This window comes from Methylomonas rhizoryzae (assembly GCF_008632455.1).
GTDB classification, from domain to species: Bacteria; Pseudomonadota; Gammaproteobacteria; order Methylococcales; family Methylomonadaceae; genus Methylomonas; species Methylomonas rhizoryzae.
This window is the reverse complement of sequence record NZ_CP043929.1, coordinates 283740-302654: the sequence shown is the minus strand read 5'-3', so window position 1 is coordinate 302654 and position 18915 is coordinate 283740. Positions and strand designations below refer to the sequence as shown.

The window sequence follows — 18915 nt, the reverse complement described above, 5'->3', positions numbered from 1 at the left end:
TAGGGTATATGGATCAGGGTAAAAACCAGAGACTTAGCCACGGTACGTAAGTAACGATCAACACCGCGACCAACAAAATCAACATAAACGGCAAAGTAGCACGGTACAGCTCCGGAATCGGCTTTTCGAACCGGTAGCTGGCGATAAACAAGTTCATGCCGACAGGCGGAGTCAAATAGCCGATTTGCATGTTGGCCAGAAAAATAATCCCCAAATGCACGGGATGCACGCCATATCCGACGGCGATGGGCACGATCAACGGCACCACGATGACCAATGCGGAAAAAATGTCCAAAATCGCACCCAACGCCAATAAAAACACATTCAGCAACAGTAAAAAGCTGTTCTTAGAGTCCACATGGGACTTTACCCATTCAAACAATACCGTGGGCACTTCCGCGTCGATCAAGTAATTGGTAAAAGCCAAAGACACGCCCAAAATCAACAAAATACCGCCCAACATCTGCATGGCTTTACTGACAATTGCCGGCAATGCCGACGGCGCGATCTCCCGGTAAACGCACATTTCGACGATCAACACGTACAATGCGGTACCGGCGGCCACTTCGGACAACGCCAAATAACCGCCGAAAATGCCGATTAATACAAACGCCGGTAACGGCAGCTCCCAAGCCGCAGCTTTGCCGGCTTGCCAAAGCTCGCTCCAGGCGAAAGCCGTTCGCTGCACCGCCATGTCGCGGTTAGCCCAAGGCGTCCAGGCAATCAACAATGCAAGCATTAATACACTGGGTAGCAGCCCGGCCAAAAACAATTGTTGCAGGGTAAACTTTTCCGCCGCAACATCCATTTGCTGCACGACCACGCCGTACAAAATCAGCGGCACCGACGGCGGCAACAATAAGCCTAAGCTGCCGCTAGTGGTCACCAATCCTAAGCTGAAGCGGTGTTGATAACCTTCGTGTTGCAAAATGGGCAGTAACAATGCGCCCAACGCAATAATGGTCACGCCTGAAGCACCGGTAAATGCGGTGAATGCGGCACAAACCACCTGCGCGATTGCGGACAAGCCGAAAGGCAACCAGCCGAATAAGGCGCGCGATAACCGTAACAGCCGCTCCGAGGTTCGGCTTTCCGACAATAAATAGCCCGCCAAGGTAAACAACGGCAGTGCGACCAGTAGCGGCGTATTGCTCAAGCGGTAAATCTCGGCGCCAATTACGCTCAAGTCTATCCCGCTGTGGTAAAAGCCAAAAATGGTCGCCAGCGCTATTACCGCGAACAGAGGTAAACCCAAAATCAATAGCAACAACGGTACTAGAATGGCCAATGCGCTCATTGGTCTTTCCGACAGTCTGTGTCTGCGAACAGTGCGGCGGCGCTATACCTCCAAGCCATGACGGCAAATCCGATCGGCAAAATAGCCTCGCACCACCAGACCGGAACACCGGCAAAAGCGATGTCGGCATAGCCAGCCTCTTGCACAACGAAATCGCCGCTAAACCAGGCAACCGCCACGCATATCAGGGCGGTAAGCGCATGCCGGCACCTCAGAAATACCGCCTTCCAGGCATCCGGCAAATGCGCGCTCACTAAATCGACCGCAATGTGATTGGTGTGCCTGCTGGCGACCATCGCTCCCAACATGGCTATCCACAATACCGCAATACGCATATAGGCATCGGCCCACAACAACCCGCTGCCGAATGCATTGCGCAAAATGATTTGCGCCACTGCCACCAGCATTAGCGACATTGCGGCTAAGGCCAGCAACAAATCCTCGGCAACCAACAACAGCCTACGCAATTTAGCCGTCCAGCGCGCGGTCACGGCTGTGTTTGTGAACGTAGCGCCCCTAAATATTCGCGTATTCGAGCAACTTTTTCGCTGCTAAAGCCGGCTTCCCGTTCAAAATCGGCGGAAGAATCGAGAATTTTTCGGGTAAACTCGGCCGCCGCATTAGGATCCGGCTTAATAAATTCAATACCTTGATTGCGCAAGGCCTGGATGGCATCTTGATTGTCCTGGCGCCCGCGCCTATCGATTTCGCTGATCACCGCCGCCATTGTTTCCCTAACGATTTTTTGATCCTCGCCTGATATTTGTTCGAATGCCGATTTGTCGACGACAAGAGCGCCGAATAAATACAACATGGGCAGATCGGTGACATATTTGACTTTGCTATGCCATTGCAACGCCAGCGCCCCGACCGGAGAACCGGCCACCACGTTAATCATGCCGGTCTGCAAGCCCATCAACACGTCGCGCAAAGGTAACGGGATAGGCGATAAATCGAACGCTTTGAAGGCTCCCAGCGCTATCGGATTTTCATCGGGCACCCAGGCTTTTTGGCTGTGCATATCCGCCAAGGTGGTAATCGGCACGGTGGACATCAAATACGCGAAGCCGACATCCGCGAAACCCAAAGCCACCAAGCCTTGCTGCTCCAAGCCCTGCATCAATTCGCCGTCCATTTTCTGTCTGACGTAATCGACTTCTTTGTCGTTTTGAAACAGCAACACTTGGTTATACAGCTGAATATCCGGATAGACGGTGCGCAAAGCGCTGCTGGTAACGGCTGCGCCTTGTAATTGGTGCAAGCGAATTTTCCTAAGCACCGTCGCATCATCCCCCATCGCCCCACCGGGATAGAACTTAAACACCACTCTGCCGTCGGTTAGTTTCTCTACCGCTTGCGCACCGGCATGCATTTTCTGCATCCAAAAAGAACCGTCCGGCGATAGGGTGGCGATTTTCAAGGTGACGGCCGCTGCGGCCGATTGCGCCTGAAGCAATAGCAGACCTAAAGCTAAGGCATTGATGAATTTGCAAAACATAGGAAGGTTGTAGTTATTGTTATTCAGAAATAGTCGTCCGCGCTGTCCAGCAACTGTTGCGCTTGCTGTTGCGCTAAGGCGTTGACCAGATTCAAGTCAGGTTTATCGATTTGCGTACTTAACACCTTTTTTAACAGATTGTCGTGTAAATCGCGATCGAACGCCATTCTAGCGTAATGCTTGGCATACAAGACCGCGAACATTTGATTATCCGGCGCCAGCTGTAAAGCCCGAACAAAGTGTTGCTTAGCCAGCTCCGGATGCCCGCCCAAAGCCTCGGGAAGCAAACTTTCCATCACGGCCAAGTACGCATGCGCTTTGCCTTGTTGGTAATCGTCTTGTAACTCGACCACCCGCAGCATGACGGCTTTAACCGCCGCGAGTCCTGCCACGGCGTTCCAGTCGTCACTCCTAGCCTGTATCCACGCCGCCCAGATAGTGCCTATCCGGTAAAGATTTTCCAACTCGGCGACTTCGGCTTCGGCCACCCGGGCTTGCAAGCGTTCGGCAGAGTGCTTGGGAAAATCGCACCATGCAGAGCCTTGCCGGCAAAGGCCTTGCTGCAGCAAAGTGAAGGTTTTTTGCGTCAGGCGGCGCTTTCTCGCCGGGTCGTCGGGTATTAGGCCGACATAAGCGTTGTACAAGTCCGCCGTGGTCAGCAGCAGGTCCGGATTGTCCGCATCTTTCGCCAAAGCCGCTTCCAAGGCCAACAAATACGCCGGTAATGCTTGCACGACCGTTTGCGGGTCGCTATGCGCCATCACGGCTTGCTGCAAACCGGAAGCAAATCGCTCGGTGGCGGAATCGAGCAACCAGCCACAGCCGTTGGTTGCCGCCGCCATAACCAGCCATAACAGCGGCTTAACGGCATTATTTGCCCATTTCATCCAACATTTCCTCCAACCGTTCGCAATACGCTTTAAGCACTTTTATCCGCGCAAAATATTTATCGTTCGCTTCCACCAGCAACCAAGGCGAGCGGCCGGTACTGGTGCGAGCTATCATTTCGTTGACCGCTTTTTGGTATTCGTCCCACTTTTCCCGGTTACGATAATCCTCATCGGTAATTTTGAATTGCTTATAACCGGTTTTTTCCCGGCGTTTGAAGCGAGCCAACTGCTCGTCTTTATCGATGTGCAGCCAGAACTTGACAAGCCCTATGCCGTGGCCTACCAACGCCTCTTCGAAATTGACGATTTCCGAATAAGCCCGCCGCCATTCGGCCTCGCTTGCCAAAGCTTCTACCCGCTCTACCAGCACCCGGCCGTACCAGCTGCGGTCGTAAATGGTCACCTGTCCGGCTCTAGGAATATGTCGCCAAAAACGCCACAGATAATGATGGGCTCTTTCTTCGTCACTGGGCGCCGCGATGGGGATCACTTGATAATGCCTGGCGTCCATCGCCTCGGTCAATCGCCGGATTGCCCCGCCTTTGCCTGCGGCATCCCAGCCCTCGAACACCAAAATGCTGGAACGTTTGGCCGCCAACGCGAAACGACTCAATTCGTTCAATTTTCCCTGATATTTTTCCAATTGCTTCTTGTATTCCGACTTGGGCAGCTTGAGCTTTAGATCCAAAACATCCAGCAGATTATTTTGCTGCACCAAAGTATCATTCGCAGGCTGGCTCGTCTGGCGTTCTTTCCTCGCACGGTCGAATGCTCCGATATGCCGCTCTATGCGTTCCAGCACGTATTGTCCGACCGTCACGCTGCTATAACGCCTGTCGGAACCTTCGACGATCAACCATGGAGCGTATACGTTACCGGTTTCGCTGAGCACTTTTTCCGCGACCTGTATGAATTCGTCGTACAGCCCCAGATGCTGACGATCCTTATCCGTTACCCGCCATTTGGTAGCCGGATTTTTCGCCAAATCTTTCAGCCTTTTCACTTGCGCTTCTTTTTTCAAGTGCAACCAACACTTGATGATCAGGGCATTATCGTCGGCCAATAGCTGTTCCAGTTGGTTTATGCGAGCCAACTCGGCCTGTAAGGCATTGTCGTCGATTTTACGATAAACCCGTTGCGCTATCGGCTCGCTATACCAAGACCCCACATAGATACCTATGCCGCCTTTGGCCGGCAAGGTTCGCCAATAACGCCAATATTTAGGCCTTTCCCGTTCTTCGTCGGACGGCTCGGCCAACGCGATAGTACGCAAATAGCGCGGATCCAGCCACTCGTTCAAGGTATGGATGACCTCGCCCTTACCGCCGCCGTCCACCCCGGAGATGATTATGATCACCGGAAAGGGATAAGCCTTCAACTTATCTTGAATGGTTAGCAAGCGGCTCCGCAGCTCTGCCGACCGCTGTTTGTACACCGATTTTTCGATGCGATGCCCAAGTTCAGCTACCTCAAACACCTTACACCCCCTCAATTTTTCTGCCGTCTCAGCAGCCCGCCGTTCGATAACGCAAACGAATGAAAATTATGTTTTGACACAAAACAAATTTACGTGTAAAAAATGCCCCGTCGACCAAGAATAATACTAACTTCGACATGCAACTCGAGTTGCTCCTTTTTATAAAGGGCTTTTATTATTACAACAATCAAATGAGGATTTAAAAATGGCTGAACAAGAAAAAGATAACACTATGACCGTCGTCATCGCAGTTACTCTGATCGCTATCATTGGTGTATTCCTGCTGAAAAGCCGCGAAACCGAACACTTGAAATACGGCGGCGCTTCTGACGTTACCCAAGAAGCTCAAGTTCTGAAAGGACACAAAGACTACAACAACGACGTACTGAGCCAAGCAGAATAAGCAAGCTTACAACAACAATAATAAGCTCTTAAAACGATCTAGCCATCTCCTAACGCGTTGGGAGATGGCTTTTTTGTTTCCGCTATATTCGTCCTCCAGTCCGTTTTCCGCAAACATCCCGGCGCTTGGTAAAATGACCGGCTTCATAGCCGATTAAGTTTTTAATATGGACGTCATCCAACGCATAGCCCAAGAATTATCCGCCCATCCCAATCAAGTCGCCGCTGCGGTCGAATTATTAGATGCCGGCGCCACGGTCCCGTTTATCGCTCGTTACCGGAAAGAAGCAACCGGCGGCTTGGACGACACGCAATTGCGCAATCTGGAAGAACGCCTATTGTATTTACGCGAACTCAACGCCAGACGCGACAGCATACTCGATAGCATTCGATCTCAAGGCAAACTGACCCAGGAACTCGAACAAGCTATTTTAGCGGCCGAAACCAAAACCTTATTAGAAGACCTTTACCTTCCTTACAAACCGAAACGGCGCACCAAGGCGCAAATCGCCCGCGAAGCCGGCTTGGAACCCTTGGCCGACGCCTTGCTGCTCGATCGCAATCTGATTCCGGAACAAGTCGCACAAAGTTATATAGACGCGGGCAAAGGCGTGCCGGACATAGCCGCCGCATTGGACGGAGCCCGGCAAATCATCATGGAGCGCATTTCCGAAGACGCCGAACTAATAACCGAACTGCGGGAACGGATTTGGAACAACGGCATTCTGGAATCGACGCTGACCAGCGGCAAAGAAACCGAAGCCGCTAAATTTAAAGATTATTTCGACTACCGCGAAGCTATCAATAAAATTCCGTCGCACCGGGCCCTAGCCTTGTTCCGCGGCCGCAACGAAGACCTGTTGACATTATCGTTGAAGCCTGCAGAGCACGACCAAGAAGAACATCAATTATGCGTGCAATTCGTCTGCCGTCGCCTCGAGATCAGCGACACCCGCCGACCCGCCGATGCCTGGCTGGCGGAAACGGCCCGTTTTGCATGGAAGATCAAGTTATTCACCCGCATCGACATGGACTTAAAACTGCGCTTGCGGGAAGCCGCGGAACAAGAAGCGATCCGGGTCTTTGCCGGTAATTTGCGCGACTTGCTGCTTGCCGCACCTGCGGGCCATAAAACCACTATGGGTTTAGACCCCGGCATCCGCACCGGCGTTAAAGTAGCTATCGTGGATGCTACCGGTAAATTACTCGCAACCGAAACCATATATCCGCACCCGCCTAAAAACCAGTGGGATCAATCCATCGCCACGCTTGCGCGCTTGATCGGCCAACACAACGTCCGCTTGGTAAGCATAGGCAACGGCACCGCGTCCCGGGAAACCGATCAATTAGTAGCGGATTTGATGAAGCGCCACCAGGACTTGCCGATACAAAAAATCGTGGTTTCCGAGGCCGGCGCTTCGGTGTATTCGGCTTCCGAACTGGCCGCCAAAGAGTTTCCGGAACTGGACGTATCGCTACGCGGTGCCGTCTCTATTGCCCGCCGCTTGCAGGATCCCCTGGCCGAACTGGTCAAGATCGAGCCTAAATCCATCGGCGTCGGCCAATACCAGCACGACGTCAACCAAACCCAGCTGGCCCGCACGCTAGACGCCGTAGTCGAGGATTGCGTGAATGCAGTCGGGGTAGACGTCAATACCGCATCGGCTGCACTATTGAAACAAGTATCCGGCCTGAGTGCCGGCATTAGCGAAAACATCGTCAACTTTCGCAACCAGAACGGACCGTTCGCCAACCGCGAACAACTGAAGAAAGTGCCACGCCTGGGGGAAAAGGCTTTCGAACAAGCCGCCGGCTTCCTGCGCATCGTCAATGGCGATAATCCCCTGGACGCCTCGGCAGTTCACCCGGAAGCCTATCCGGTCGTCAATGCCATCCTGGACGACACCGGCAAATCGATTAACGAACTGATAGGGCAAGCGCCGTTTTTGCGAAAATTGAATCCCGCCAATTACACCAGTATCGAATTCGGCCTGCCGACGGTCACCGATATCTTGCAGGAATTGGAAAAACCCGGCCGCGATCCGCGTCCCGAGTTCAAAAGCGCAACCTTCAAGGAAGGCGTAGAGAAAATTTCCGACCTGCAACCCGGCATGCGCTTGGAAGGCGTAGTCACCAACGTCGCGAATTTCGGCGCTTTCGTCGACATCGGCGTACACCAGGACGGCCTGGTGCATATTTCCCATTTGGCGGACACCTTCGTCAAGGACCCCCGCAGCGTAGTCAAAACCGGCGACGTCGTCAAAGTCCGCGTGCTGGAAATCGACGTAGCACGGCAACGCATTTCGTTGAGTATGAAAAGCGGCATAGAGGAAGCCGATCCGGTTAGAAAAGACAAGCCGGCGAAATCCGCGCAAAAGGCCAAGCCGCAACCCGCGTTACAAAACAGCATGAGTAACGCGTTCGCCCGCGCCCTGAAAAAGTAACAACTACGGCTCTGCTATACTTGCCTTGCTCGCAGCCCGGTAAAAATTCGGGCTGCAACAGCAGAGCATGCGCGGCGCAACCATCTCAACCCGCACCCGTTGACAGGAAAATTTATGAAACGAAAGCAACAGATTCTGGCAGTCTTGGCGGTAACCCTAAATTTATTAGCGACCAATACCGCTTGGGCGGAGGAAGACTCTACAGTAAGCTATGGCGAAATTTTCGGCCACAAAATTCTGAGCGGCCTGGCCAACATGACAACGGGCATGGCGGAAATTCCCAAGAATATTATTATCATCAACAACCAAAGCAATTTCGCCTACGGCTTCGTCGGCGGCACGCTTAAAGGCATGTTGCACATGGGCGGACGCATGGGCGTGGGTATGTTGGATTTATTCACCGCGCCCATTCCGAGCGAACCGATCGTAGACCCTATCTATGTTTGGGATGATTTTTACAAGGAAACCACCTACGGACCGGCATTCGTAGATCCCAACCCATAACAATCAGCCCGTACCTTTTACCCCCCACGCTTAACGAAGGGATGGAACGGTCGCTTGATCGAGCGACCGTTAGGCATTTTATAGCTTGATCAGTATTTCCCCGCGCCCTGTTTCCGCCATATCGCCGCCAAAGCGCTGCACCCGATTGAAGGCTGCGCCACTCTCCGCAAAACGCGAATTCAAATGCTTGAATGAAGCGAACAGCATGGGCAGAAATGCCAAGGTATGCGATCCGCAATCATTGAAGGTCGCCTGCAAAGCCGGCCGGTTCCATAACAGCAAGGTACCGCGGCGCATCGCATACCCGGCATACCGGCCGACGCTGCCCATGACCGCTATCGTGCCTGCCACCATTCGCGAACCGCAATAATCGCCGGCATTTCCCTCAATCAATATCTGTCCGCGACGCATATGATCACCGCAACGCTGGCCGACATTACCCTTAACCAAGAGAGTTCCGCCTTTCATGCCTTGTTTGTTGCCGGGCAAAGCTCCTCCTAAAAAATCGCCGGCGTCGCCCTCGATTTGGATCAAACCGTTTTTCATTTCGCAGCCCGCATATAACCCGACGTCGCCGCTGACGTTAATCGTCCCGGACTTCATCTGCATACCCAAGTAAGCACCGGCATTGCCTTGTACGCAAATGCTGCCGCCCTGCAGTTCTTTACCGATGAAATCCAATTTATCGGTACTGCCGGCGAACGCTAACTCCTGGGTATTGCTGCCGGTGATGTAAAACAATTGCTCGACCCGCAATGTACGATTACCGCATTGAAGCTCAATCGCCGCAATTTGATCCAGGCTCAACCCGGCTAATTTTTGACAAACCAGCGGCGACATATCGACTCGTTGAGCCGGCGGCGTTTCGATCAGAGTGAAGGTTAACGTGGTCATGCCATGATCTCCTGCAGATGAAAGTGGAACGGGCCGAGTTTGCCGCCGTAGTTGCCGGCGCTGATGCGCTTGATGCCGTTGGCTGCGCCCAGGTCGCAAACCGCCTGGATGCCGACGCGCATGGCTTTGTCGATGTCTTCTTTCGTTAAACCGTCGATGACGACCTCCATCACCGATTCAATCTCCGGCGACAAATCGGTTTTGGTAACACCTTTCAAAGTTGGGCAAAACGCGTCGTTGGTCGAAGCGCTCAAGGCTTTATATTTGGAACCGACCTTGGAGCCTGAACGCACCACGCCGCCCGGGAAGGGCATGATCACGTTGGGGATTTTTTTCATCGCTTCGATGGCCGCCTCGCAGGCCGCCAGGGCTTGCGGTTGCGATTCGGCCAGCACTAAAAAATTGCCGCCACCGACCGCATCAACCATGCCGGTGGTGGCTTCGGTCAGAAACTCGCCGTCCATGACCGGCACCCGCCAATAACGCTTGCCGGCAATTTTCTTGGCGATTTGAAAACCGTCGCCGAAGAAGCGCAGGTTTTTACCCAGCGGAATCGGCTTGCCGCCTGCGATGCCGGCAAACAACGCCGAGGTCGGCGAGGTCAGCACGCACTGGCCGGCGCGGGTTTCCAATTGCTTGGCCAAGCCCTTGCCGCCCATCGCATAAATCATGATGGACACGCCGGGGCGTCCGTCCGGGGTTTCTTCCAGGCTCAACACCCGCTCGATGCCGGCCTCGCAGCCGCAGGCAATCACGGAAGTGGCAAAGCCGGTCATGGCCTGCGCGGAAATCATCGCCCATTTCTCGTTCTGGGCGGTGATGATGGCCCGCGTCGCCTTCATCGGGAAGGCTTCGGCGAAGGTTTTGTCTATGGTTACGCCGTTGATGATCATGCTGCACCTCTTAGCGGATGCGCCGTCAAGCTGCCGCGTCCGTCTTCCGTAATCTCGTCGTCGCTGATTTTAAAGTTGCCGAGTTTCATGGTCAGGTATTTGTCGAAATAAGGCTTCAGGTCTTTTTCGATAGCCAGGTCGTATTCCGGCTTGACGATGTGGGTCGTGCCCCAGGTGACTTTGACCACTTCGCCGTCCTTGACCACCAGTTCGCCGTCCTTGAACACGTAATCCGGCTTGGTGAACATCGCCTGACGGTCGGGGTTTTCGGTGTAGACGGTAATGTCGGCGAAATTGCCGGGCGCCAACGCGCCACGGTCTTTCAAGCCGATGATGCGGGCCGCGCCGGCACGAGTCATGATTGCGATTTCGTTCAACGTGTATTCGCGCTCGATGCTGGCCAAGGTGGTCATTTTCTGCGCTTCCGGGTGGATGGTTGCCAGCATGTCGTTGCGGAAGCTGCGGTCCATTAGCAATCGGATCAAGTGCGGATAGCTGGTGAATGGCGCGCCGTTGGGGTGGTCGGTGGTTAGGAAGATCCGCCACGGGTCTTCGACCAACAGGAAGATTTCCAGACCAATCGCCCATTGCAAGGCGTTGACGAAGTTCTGGTCCTTGTATTTGAACGGCACCACGCCGCAGCCGGCATCGCATTCGATGTCCATGCACACCCATTTGTTCGGGCTGGCGAAGCGGTGGTTGGCGTGCTGGCGCATGTTGTCGCCGGAAGCGGTGACGGTTTGGCCGAACAGAATCTGGCCGACGTCGGCGGTGATGTTTTTATTGCTATTGATCGCCTCGGCGATTTGCGCGGCGCCGGAGGAGAATTTGAAATCGCCTTCGGTGCCGTAGCTGTGGAACTGGATATGGGTCAAGTGCATCGGCAAGCCTTCCACGCCTTGAATGGTATTCAAGGTGGTATCGACGTTACCCGGCACGCCCAGGTTGCAGCCATGCACGTGCAGCGGATGGGTGATGCCCAATTCTTGCACGGCCCTAGCCAGGGTTTGCAGGATTTGACGCGGAGTGACGGCGTAATGGCTGTTTTGCTCGTCCAGATCCAGTTTGCGCTGGTTAAATTTGAAGGCGTTGATGCCGCCGGCGTTGACGACTTTGATGCCGATGCCCTTGGCGGCGTTCAAGGTCCAGGCCACGTAATCGTTGACGGCTTTCTGGTCTTTCTTCGCGGTCAGCATGCGTAGTAGGAAATCGTCGCTGCCCAGCATCACGTAGCCGCCCTTGTCGACGATGGGCGTGTCGCCCATTTCCATGTGCGCCTGACGGGCATTGATCGGCAACACGGCCGGTTCGAAGCAGGCGGTGTAGCCCATCTCGGCGTAGCGATAGCCGGCGACGAAGCTGGACGGCATCGCATGGCCATTACCGGAGCGAGTGATGGATGTGCGATGCACCGGGTCCAGGCGGTGGTCTTCCGGCAACAGGGTGCGGGCAATGTTGCCCTTGCCGCCGCCGATGTGGGTGTGCATGTCGATGGCGCCGGACATCACCACTTTGCCGCGCAAGTCGTATTCCTGGTCTACCGGGCGACCGTCTTTCGGCGCATCGACGATACGGCCGTCTTGAATGTAGAGGTCTTGTTGCTGGCCGGCTATGCCGCTGGCCGGATCGTAAACGGTGCCGCCTGTGAGTTTTGTCAGCATGTCGGTATCCTAAAGGGCTTGTTCGATGGCATGCAGCACCTCGGCGGTGCTGGGCAGGCCGGAATCTCTGAGTTTTTTCAGGCGGATCGCCACCACGTTATCCAGTCGGTAGGCGTGGCCGGCATGGTCGATGCCGGGCGTGCCTACGGGAATGAAGACGTCGGGTTCTTTATCGAAGGCCATGCCGGAACGGCCGACTACGATGATCGGTAATTCGGTTTCTGGCGGTTTGGCGTTGCTGTTGAAAGCATGCACCCAAACCAGGGCGTCGGCTTCGCCGTTGCACAACATGGCTTGGCTGTCGTACAAAAACGGATCGTATTCCGGGTAGCCGCGGGCGAAATTGAGCCGCGCCGGATAGCCGGTAGTCCAGCCGCACACTTGGTTGGCGGTTTGATCGCCTTCACGACCGCCCAGTGGAAAGCCGGAGCAGCGCGTGCCTTGTAGGTTGATGTCCTTGACGATGTTGCAAATGGCTTGTACGGTCAATTCGGCGTGGTCGTAAGCCAGCGCGGCGGCGCCCCACAGTATCACGCCGTATTTTGCGTTTCTGAGTTTGTCGGCAATCGCTTGCAATTCGGCAACGGCAATGCCGGCGACATGTTGCGTTTGCACCGGCTGTTTTTTGACCAGTGCCGACAACACAGCAATTACATCCGGCAGGTCGGCGTCGGCGCAAGTCAAGCTCATTGCCGTTTTACCGGCAGGTGAAGTAGAGGCCGTGCCGGATGGCGATTTTCCCAAATAAATCACTTCGCGGTTGGCGGTGTTGTCGAGGAACATCGCTTCCTCGGTCCACAAATAGCGCTCGAAAAAGCGCGGCGCGAAGCCTTCCAAATCAGTGCCGACGATCAGCAACAAATCGCAGCGGTTTTTGACCTCCGCCAGCGTGGTATTCATCCAGCCGGAATCCTGCAAGGCCAGCAGGTTGCGGCGGGCGGCCGGGAAGTTGATGTTATCCACCACCGCGCCGGCTTTATCGGCCAGAGCCAGCAAGCCGCGCATGCCGTTGACGTCGGTGGCGCAACCGGCGATCACCGGTTGCTGGGTGCCGCGCAGCAATTCCGCCGCTTTGGCGACCGCCGTGTCCAGATCGACAGCCAGACCGCCAACGCGCGGCGCGGTGTCGGTGATCGGCTGCTCGAAGCCTGGGGTGTTGACCGCGCAACCGTTGGCGGTCACTGTCACGGCCAAGCCGTCCACCTTGACGCTCAGATCGTCGGTGCCGATACCGCAGAACGGGCTGGGTACCTCGGTGATTTCAGTCATCGTACTGTCCTCAGTCTTTTTTAATGTATTTGAAACGCGGGTCGTCCGGCGTGCCCTCGAAAATGCCGTCGGATTCGGCGGCGGCATCCCATTGCACGACGTCCTCTATCTTTTTCGCCAGCGCGAAATCCTTGTCGGTGACGCCCTTGGCGGCGTGGGTGACCAGTTTGACGATCACGAACGCATAGGAAACCGTCAAGTCAGGATGGTGCCAGGCTTTTTCGGCCAAGTGGCCGATGGTATTGACCACCATCAACGTGGCCTTCCAGCCGCTGGTTTTATATTTGCGCCTGATCCAACCGTTTTCGTAATACCAATGCGGCAATTGTGCCGCCAAACGGGATTCGATTTCGGTATCGGACAACACTTCGAGGCTGGCGTGAGTCATGGCGATACTCCGTTGAACGGCAAACGATAGCTTAGTTTAACCTTGCAAATCGGTTTCGCCATAACTCAGCCGGCGGTTATTTGACTATTCTGAGTTGCGGTTTTTTCGGCGGTTCGTTTTCCGGCTCCGGCGGCGGATCGGACTCGTGATCGTCGGGATCGAACACCATTCCCCGGCCGTTTTCTTTGGCATATATCGCCAATACGGCTTGAATGGGCGCATTAATCCGCATGGCTTTACCGGAAAATCGCGCGTTGAATTCGATTTCGTCGTTACCTAGCGCCAATCCTTGAATGGCTTGCGGACGAATATTCAGGACGATTCTGCCGTTTTCGACAAATTCGTTCGGCACGTTGACGCCGGGGAACTCCGCATTGACCAACAGATACGGCGTCAATTGATTATCGTTGATCCACTCGTAGATCGAACGGATTAAATAGGGTTTGAGCGGGGTCATTTATTTGGCTGCCATCAAGGCTTTTTCTTCGAAGCTCAAACTCTCTTGAAACGCCTTACGGGAAAATAGGCGATTGGCGTAGCCGGTGATGCCTTTGCCCAAACCGGCAATATCGACGCCTATGCTGGGCAAACGCCACAAGAACGGCGCCATCGCGCAATCGATCAACGAATATTCCTCGCTCATGAAATAGGTGTTGGCATCGAAAACCGGCGCGGCTGCCATCAAACTTTCCTTCAACATTTTTCTGGCTTTACCGCCTTTTTTATCGCCGTGAACCTGCATCTCTTCCAGTAACGGATACCACTCCTGGTCTATGCGCTTGATCAGCATGCGGGTGTTGGCGCGCGATACCGGGTCCATTTGATGCAAAGCCGGATGCGGAAAGCGTTCGTCCAAATATTCCATGATGATGCGGGCGTCGTACAGCACAAGGTCGCGCTCTACGAAAGTGGGGGAAGTCCCGTTGGGATTGAGCTCCAGGAGGTCTTCGGGCGGTTCGTTGGGATCGAAGTATTCTATATCGGCCGGTACGCCTTTCTCGTGAACCACCAGGCGGGCGCAATGGCTCATGATACAGTTCGACGACGTGAACAAAACCATTGCAGATTTTCGGCTAGAAATGTTTGCCACGAAAAAAACCTCTATGCGGAGCGGGGTTAAAAACGGGGCGGATTGTACCATGGTTGCACATGGATTTGGGGGCTGCCAAGCGGGCCTAACCCCGCTTGGCAGCAGGCGGGACGCCGAATCGGCACCCCGTAGTTGCGGCCTAGTGGACGTCTTTCCAATACTCTTTTTTGAGTAAATAAGCCAAGGCGATAAACATCAACAGAAAGAACAAAACGAATTTACCCATTGCCTGACGCTCCAACTGGACCGGCTCGCCGACGTAAACCAGAAAATTCACCAAATCGTTCACCAACTTATCGAATTCCTGCGGCGACAGCTGCCCCGGTTCTTCCAACTTGAGAGCGGTCACCACATCCTGCCCGTCGACTTTTTCGACAACCGCCGCTTGGGTACCTTGCAGCTGCCAAAACACGTTAGGCATCGCGACGTCTTTGAAAACCGTATTGTTCACGCCGGTGGGCTTGCCGGGTTCGCTGTAAAAGCCCTTCAAATAGCTGTACAGCCAATCGGCTCCGCGCGACCTGGCAATCAACGACAGGTCGGGAGGCGTCGTGCCGAACCACTTTTCTGCATCATGACCGTTCATCGCCGAATGCATTTGATCGTAAATACCGGCGCCTAGCGGGGCGACATTTTTGAGGATTTCGCCCTCGTCCAAATGCAAGTCGAGTGCAATACGTTTGTAACGAATGTGCTTAGCCGAATGGCATCCCAAACAGTAGGTTACATAATATTTTGCACCGCGTTCCAACGAAGCGCTATCGCTCAAATCGATGTCCGCCGATTCCAATTCGACACCGCCGCCGCTGGCATGGACGGCAATCGGCAATAAAAACAATAAAATAAAGAGAATTTTTTTCATGACTCAATCCAGGCTCTTCTTCAAATGGATGGCGAAACGGATCAATACGCTTTTGACACCGACCCAATTCGGTTTTCGCTTGACGATGGTGGCCCCCATCATGCCTGGAGAAGTTTCAACGCTAACGACTTCGTCTACCAATGCTTTTAATGCCGGGATGTGATCCTCTAAGGTCGGCTGTTCCGAAAGACGCTCCGGAACAGGCTTGGTTTTTTCCCAACGCGTATACAACGGCATCAGCAAGAAAAATCCGAAGTAAATGGCCGTAAATACACGTGCTATGGATGTGGCAACCGGCGTCGCGGGTTGGGTGCCTAAATACCCCAAGCCGACGAAAGCGATGACGAACAACAACAAAGCTTTTTTGAAAATGCCGCCGCGGTAGCGGATGGATTTAACCGGGCTTCGATCCAGCCAGGGCAGCATGAACAACACCACGATGGCGCCGCCCATCGCGATGACCCCGGCGAATTTATCCGGCACGGCGCGCAATATCGCGTAGAACGGGGTGAAGTACCAGACCGGGGCAATGTGCTCCGGCGTTTTCAAAGGATCGGCCGGAATGAAGTTGGCATGCTCCAAAAAGTAACCGCCCATTTCCGGCATGTAGAAAATCACTACGGCGAAGAAAAACATGAAGACGCCGACCCCGACGATGTCTTTTACCGTGTAATAAGGATGAAACGGTATACCGTCCACCGGTTTGCCCTGCCAGTTGACGGTTTCCTTAATTTCGACGCCGTCAGGATTATTGGAACCGACTTCGTGCAAGGCGACGATATGCAAAAACACCAAAATCAACAATACCAAAGGCACTGCGATGACGTGGAAGGCGAAAAAGCGGTTCAAGGTTGCATCGGATACCACATAGTCGCCGCGTATCCATAACGACAATTCGTCGCCTATGACCGGAATCGCACTGAACAGCGAGATAATAACCTGGGCGCCCCAGTAGGACATTTGCCCCCACGGCAACAGATAGCCCATAAAGGCTTCGGCCATCAGGCAAACGAAGATCAGCATGCCGAAGATCCAGATCAGCTCGCGCGGCTGCTTGAACGAGCCGTACATCAAGCCGCGGAACATATGCAAATACACGACGATGAAAAACGCCGACGCGCCGGTCGAATGCATATAGCGCACCAACCAACCCCAGTTGACGTCGCGCATGATGTACTCGACCGAATCGAATGCCAGTTTGGCGTCCGGCTTGTAGTTCATGGTCAACAAAATGCCGGTCACAAACTGGTTGACCAAGACGAATAAGGCTAACGAGCCGAAAAAATACCAAATGTTGAAATTCTTGGGCGCATAGTAGTGCGCCATGTGTTCGTTCCACAAATCGGAGATAGGGAAACGCTCCAGCAGCCATGAGCTGCAACGATTTAATCTTTGTTTCATGCCGGTTTCGCCTCGTTATCTTCGCCAATGATGATCAATGTGTCCTTTACATAGCGGTAAGGAGGCACTTCCAAATTACTGGGCGCCGGCACCCCGCGGAACACGCGTCCGGCCAAATCGAACCACGAACCGTGACACGGGCAGAAAAAACCGCCTTTCCAATCGTTACCCAAGTCGCTGGGCGCGATTTCCGGCCTGAAAGTCGGCGAACACCCCAAATGAGTACACAAACCGATGGCAACAAAAATTTCCGGCTTGATGGATCGGAACGCGTTTTTAGCGTAATCCGGCTGATGAGATTCGTTGGACAAGGGATCGGCAAGTTTGCTGTCCAAGGTCCCCAAGGTGGTGAGCACGTCGGGGGTACGGTTTAACACCCATACCGGCTTGCCGCGCCACGCCACCCTAAGCAATTGACCGGGCTCCATTTTGGTCACATCGACTTCTACCGGCGCACCGGCTGCCATCGCTTTGGCGCTAGGCTGCATTTGCGAAAGAAACGGAACAGCCAGATAACCGGCCCCCACGGCCCCAACCACCGATAACGCGGAAGTGAGGAACTGGCGCTTTGAAGTATCTACGCCTTCATGGTTCATAAATAACACTCCTGATTGAGATGATGCGCATATACCACATCAATTATTATAATTTTTGCCGCAAATATACCACTGCTCGGCCGGTTTAAAGCAAAAAAGCGTTCGACAGGAACGTTTCCCGGCTTTGCCCAAGCAGCCAACGAGAGCAAAACCGTCCCATTAAGCCAAAGCCTGCGTTAAGGCCCGAATAAATACTTGATTTTCATCGGGTTTACCCACCGTAACCCTTAGGCAGTTTTGCAACATTCCACCTTGAGGCGACAAATTTTTGATCAACACGCCTTGTTGTTTCAAGGACTCGAACACGCCGTCGGCCGAACCGTGCAACAACCGCAGCATAATGAAGTTTGCCGCACTGGGATACACCTGCAGTTTGGCCAGCCCGCTTAATTCGCCCGCCAAAAATGTCCGTTGTTGGCGAATCGCCTGAGTCTGCTCCAATAAAAATCCCGAATGCTTTAAGGCAAACCGAGCGGTCGCTTGAGTCAAGCAATTGATGTTGTACGGTAACCGTACTTTATTCAGCTCCGCCAACAATTCCGGCGCACCGGCCATAAACCCCAAGCGCAAGCCGGCCAAACCCAATTTCGACAAGGTCCGCATGACCAGGAGATTTTTATACCTCGGCAACAAACCGATAAAGCTGGCGTCAGCGAAAGGCGCATAAGCTTCATCGACCACGACCAATCCCGTGCTCACTCGCAACAACTCTTCCATCGCCTCGGCATCGAACAAATTCCCGGTCGGGTTGTTCGGATATGCCAAAAAGATCACCGCCGGTTGCTCGTTACGGATCGCTTCCAGCATGGCCGGCATATCCAATGCGAAACTTTCCGCCATTAACGGTACGCCGCAATAACGTAATCCCAAACTGCGGGCAATCTGCTTGTACATGACAAAACCCGGTTCCGGCGCCATAACGCTCGCAGTGCTAGGCAGCGCCATCAGCAAAATTTGGATGATTTCGTCGGAACCGTTGCCCAATAAAATGTCCGCACACCCGGGAATTTGATTGCTATCGCGTAACGTCTCGGCCAAGAAGCGAGCTTCAGGGTCCGGATAGCGATTGATAGGGCAAGCCTTTAGCTCGTCCCACCATGCTTGCTGCACCTCTTCCGGCCAAGTATAGGGATTTTCCATGGCGTCCAGTTTAATGTAACGACTGGCGTCCGCTACGTGATAAGCGGACATTGCCAAAACTTCGGGGCGAAATAAGGCTGTCAACGGTTGCTTAGGCATATGGGTAAAACGACGGAATCGGAATGAGCAGCGCAGGTAAAATTCAGTCCCATCGACGCGCTGCGAAGGGAAATACCCGCAGATTTTAACAAAGCGGAGGACGAAAGCAT

19 protein-coding genes are annotated in these 18915 nt (G+C 53.9%); 3 read left to right on the top strand and 16 right to left on the bottom strand.

All coding sequences use genetic code 11. The features are described 5' to 3' along the window. Window positions 1-13: 13 nt before the first annotated feature. From F1E05_RS01380 to pap, 5 genes are read right to left on the bottom strand one after another with little or no spacing between them, the layout of a single operon-like run. Complete coding sequence (locus F1E05_RS01380) at window positions 14-1297, bottom strand: TRAP transporter large permease (RefSeq protein ID WP_150046206.1); 1284 nt, start codon at window positions 1295-1297, stop codon at window positions 14-16. Then, window positions 1294-1788 (bottom strand): TRAP transporter small permease, encoded by a 495-nt coding sequence (locus F1E05_RS01375; RefSeq protein ID WP_150046205.1) that lies wholly within the window; start codon window positions 1786-1788, stop codon window positions 1294-1296. The genes F1E05_RS01380 and F1E05_RS01375 overlap by 4 nt, the downstream gene beginning before the upstream one ends. Then, entirely contained in the window at window positions 1785-2795 is a 1011-nt protein-coding gene (locus F1E05_RS01370) for a TRAP transporter substrate-binding protein (RefSeq protein ID WP_150046204.1), read from the bottom strand. Before F1E05_RS01370 ends, F1E05_RS01375 begins: the two co-directional genes overlap by 4 nt. A 23-nt stretch (window positions 2796-2818) precedes the next feature. Continuing rightward, a complete protein-coding gene (locus F1E05_RS01365; protein WP_150046203.1) occupies window positions 2819-3682 on the bottom strand; it encodes a TRAP transporter TatT component family protein in 864 nt (287 codons plus the stop codon). Continuing rightward, window positions 3666-5162, bottom strand: a complete 1497-nt coding sequence (gene pap, locus F1E05_RS01360; protein ID WP_150046202.1) for a polyphosphate:AMP phosphotransferase — start codon at window positions 5160-5162, stop codon at window positions 3666-3668. Before pap ends, F1E05_RS01365 begins: the two co-directional genes overlap by 17 nt. Before the next feature lie 205 nt (window positions 5163-5367). Here pap and F1E05_RS01355 point away from each other — a divergent pair, with 205 nt between their 5' ends. From F1E05_RS01355 to F1E05_RS01345, 3 genes are all read left to right on the top strand, one after another. Then, a complete protein-coding gene (locus tag F1E05_RS01355; protein ID WP_150046201.1) occupies window positions 5368-5565 on the top strand; it encodes a hypothetical protein in 198 nt (65 codons plus the stop codon). Window positions 5566-5731: 166 nt separating this feature from the next. Further along, a complete protein-coding gene (locus tag F1E05_RS01350) occupies window positions 5732-8008 on the top strand; it encodes a Tex family protein (RefSeq protein WP_150046200.1) in 2277 nt (758 codons plus the stop codon). A gap of 114 nt (window positions 8009-8122) precedes the next feature. Then, window positions 8123-8512, top strand: coding sequence for an exosortase system-associated protein, TIGR04073 family (locus tag F1E05_RS01345; protein ID WP_150046199.1), 390 nt, complete (start codon window positions 8123-8125; stop codon window positions 8510-8512). A gap of 78 nt (window positions 8513-8590) precedes the next feature. Here F1E05_RS01345 and F1E05_RS01340 read toward each other — a convergent pair whose 3' ends face one another. The 11 genes from F1E05_RS01340 to hisC form a co-directional block, all read right to left on the bottom strand. Beyond that, window positions 8591-9406, bottom strand: coding sequence for a formylmethanofuran dehydrogenase subunit C (locus tag F1E05_RS01340; RefSeq protein ID WP_150046198.1), 816 nt, complete (start codon window positions 9404-9406; stop codon window positions 8591-8593). Beyond that, a complete protein-coding gene (gene fhcD / locus F1E05_RS01335; RefSeq protein WP_150046197.1) occupies window positions 9403-10299 on the bottom strand; it encodes a formylmethanofuran--tetrahydromethanopterin N-formyltransferase in 897 nt (298 codons plus the stop codon). Before fhcD ends, F1E05_RS01340 begins: the two co-directional genes overlap by 4 nt. Continuing rightward, entirely contained in the window at window positions 10296-11960 is a 1665-nt protein-coding gene (locus F1E05_RS01330; protein WP_150046196.1) for a formylmethanofuran dehydrogenase subunit A, read from the bottom strand. The genes fhcD and F1E05_RS01330 overlap by 4 nt, the downstream gene beginning before the upstream one ends. Before the next feature lie 9 nt (window positions 11961-11969). Beyond that, window positions 11970-13229 (bottom strand): formylmethanofuran dehydrogenase subunit B, encoded by a 1260-nt coding sequence (locus F1E05_RS01325; RefSeq protein ID WP_150046195.1) that lies wholly within the window; start codon window positions 13227-13229, stop codon window positions 11970-11972. A 10-nt stretch (window positions 13230-13239) separates the two neighbouring features. Next, entirely contained in the window at window positions 13240-13617 is a 378-nt protein-coding gene (locus F1E05_RS01320) for a 4a-hydroxytetrahydrobiopterin dehydratase (protein WP_150046194.1), read from the bottom strand. A 76-nt stretch (window positions 13618-13693) separates the two neighbouring features. Then, window positions 13694-14074 carry a ClpXP protease specificity-enhancing factor gene (locus F1E05_RS01315; RefSeq protein WP_150046193.1) on the bottom strand — a complete coding sequence of 127 codons (381 nt, stop codon included), beginning with the start codon at window positions 14072-14074 and terminating at the stop codon, window positions 13694-13696. After that, window positions 14075-14677, bottom strand: coding sequence for a glutathione S-transferase N-terminal domain-containing protein (locus tag F1E05_RS01310; protein WP_197737401.1), 603 nt, complete (start codon window positions 14675-14677; stop codon window positions 14075-14077). Between the two features lie 169 nt (window positions 14678-14846). Beyond that, on the bottom strand, window positions 14847-15569 hold the full coding sequence (locus tag F1E05_RS01305; protein ID WP_150046191.1) for a cytochrome c1: 723 nt from the start codon (window positions 15567-15569) through the stop codon (window positions 14847-14849). A 3-nt stretch (window positions 15570-15572) separates the two neighbouring features. Then, complete coding sequence (locus tag F1E05_RS01300) at window positions 15573-16970, bottom strand: cytochrome b (RefSeq protein WP_150046190.1); 1398 nt, start codon at window positions 16968-16970, stop codon at window positions 15573-15575. After that, the gene (gene petA, locus F1E05_RS01295) at window positions 16967-17566 is read right to left on the bottom strand and encodes a ubiquinol-cytochrome c reductase iron-sulfur subunit (RefSeq protein ID WP_150046189.1); all 600 of its coding nucleotides are present in this window, start codon (window positions 17564-17566) and stop codon (window positions 16967-16969) included. Before petA ends, F1E05_RS01300 begins: the two co-directional genes overlap by 4 nt. Before the next feature lie 159 nt (window positions 17567-17725). Next, window positions 17726-18805: a histidinol-phosphate transaminase gene (hisC, locus tag F1E05_RS01290; RefSeq protein ID WP_150046188.1), complete on the bottom strand. Its 1080-nt coding sequence runs from the start codon at window positions 18803-18805 to the stop codon at window positions 17726-17728. Between the last annotated feature and the right edge of the window lie 110 nt (window positions 18806-18915).

Bases quoted from the DNA above. Each gene is read 5' to 3' on its own strand.
- F1E05_RS01345 (WP_150046199.1), top strand. From the start codon at position 8,123: ATGAAACGAAAGCAACAGATTCTGGCAGTCTTGGCGGTAACCCTAAAT.
- F1E05_RS01350 (WP_150046200.1), top strand. From the start codon at position 5,732: ATGGACGTCATCCAACGCATAGCCCAAGAATTATCCGCCCATCCCAAT.
- F1E05_RS01305 (WP_150046191.1), bottom strand. From the start codon at position 15,569: ATGAAAAAAATTCTCTTTATTTTATTGTTTTTATTGCCGATTGCCGTC.
- F1E05_RS01300 (WP_150046190.1), bottom strand. From the start codon at position 16,970: ATGAAACAAAGATTAAATCGTTGCAGCTCATGGCTGCTGGAGCGTTTC.
- petA (WP_150046189.1), bottom strand. From the start codon at position 17,566: ATGAACCATGAAGGCGTAGATACTTCAAAGCGCCAGTTCCTCACTTCC.
- F1E05_RS01380 (WP_150046206.1), bottom strand. From the start codon at position 1,297: ATGAGCGCATTGGCCATTCTAGTACCGTTGTTGCTATTGATTTTGGGT.
- F1E05_RS01310 (WP_197737401.1), bottom strand. From the start codon at position 14,677: ATGGTTTTGTTCACGTCGTCGAACTGTATCATGAGCCATTGCGCCCGC.
- F1E05_RS01365 (WP_150046203.1), bottom strand. From the start codon at position 3,682: ATGAAATGGGCAAATAATGCCGTTAAGCCGCTGTTATGGCTGGTTATG.
- F1E05_RS01315 (WP_150046193.1), bottom strand. From the start codon at position 14,074: ATGACCCCGCTCAAACCCTATTTAATCCGTTCGATCTACGAGTGGATC.
- F1E05_RS01370 (WP_150046204.1), bottom strand. From the start codon at position 2,795: ATGTTTTGCAAATTCATCAATGCCTTAGCTTTAGGTCTGCTATTGCTT.
- F1E05_RS01330 (WP_150046196.1), bottom strand. From the start codon at position 11,960: ATGCTGACAAAACTCACAGGCGGCACCGTTTACGATCCGGCCAGCGGC.
- F1E05_RS01340 (WP_150046198.1), bottom strand. From the start codon at position 9,406: ATGACCACGTTAACCTTCACTCTGATCGAAACGCCGCCGGCTCAACGA.
- F1E05_RS01320 (WP_150046194.1), bottom strand. From the start codon at position 13,617: ATGACTCACGCCAGCCTCGAAGTGTTGTCCGATACCGAAATCGAATCC.
- F1E05_RS01325 (WP_150046195.1), bottom strand. From the start codon at position 13,229: ATGACTGAAATCACCGAGGTACCCAGCCCGTTCTGCGGTATCGGCACC.
- F1E05_RS01355 (WP_150046201.1), top strand. From the start codon at position 5,368: ATGGCTGAACAAGAAAAAGATAACACTATGACCGTCGTCATCGCAGTT.
- fhcD (WP_150046197.1), bottom strand. From the start codon at position 10,299: ATGATCATCAACGGCGTAACCATAGACAAAACCTTCGCCGAAGCCTTC.
- hisC (WP_150046188.1), bottom strand. From the start codon at position 18,805: ATGCCTAAGCAACCGTTGACAGCCTTATTTCGCCCCGAAGTTTTGGCA.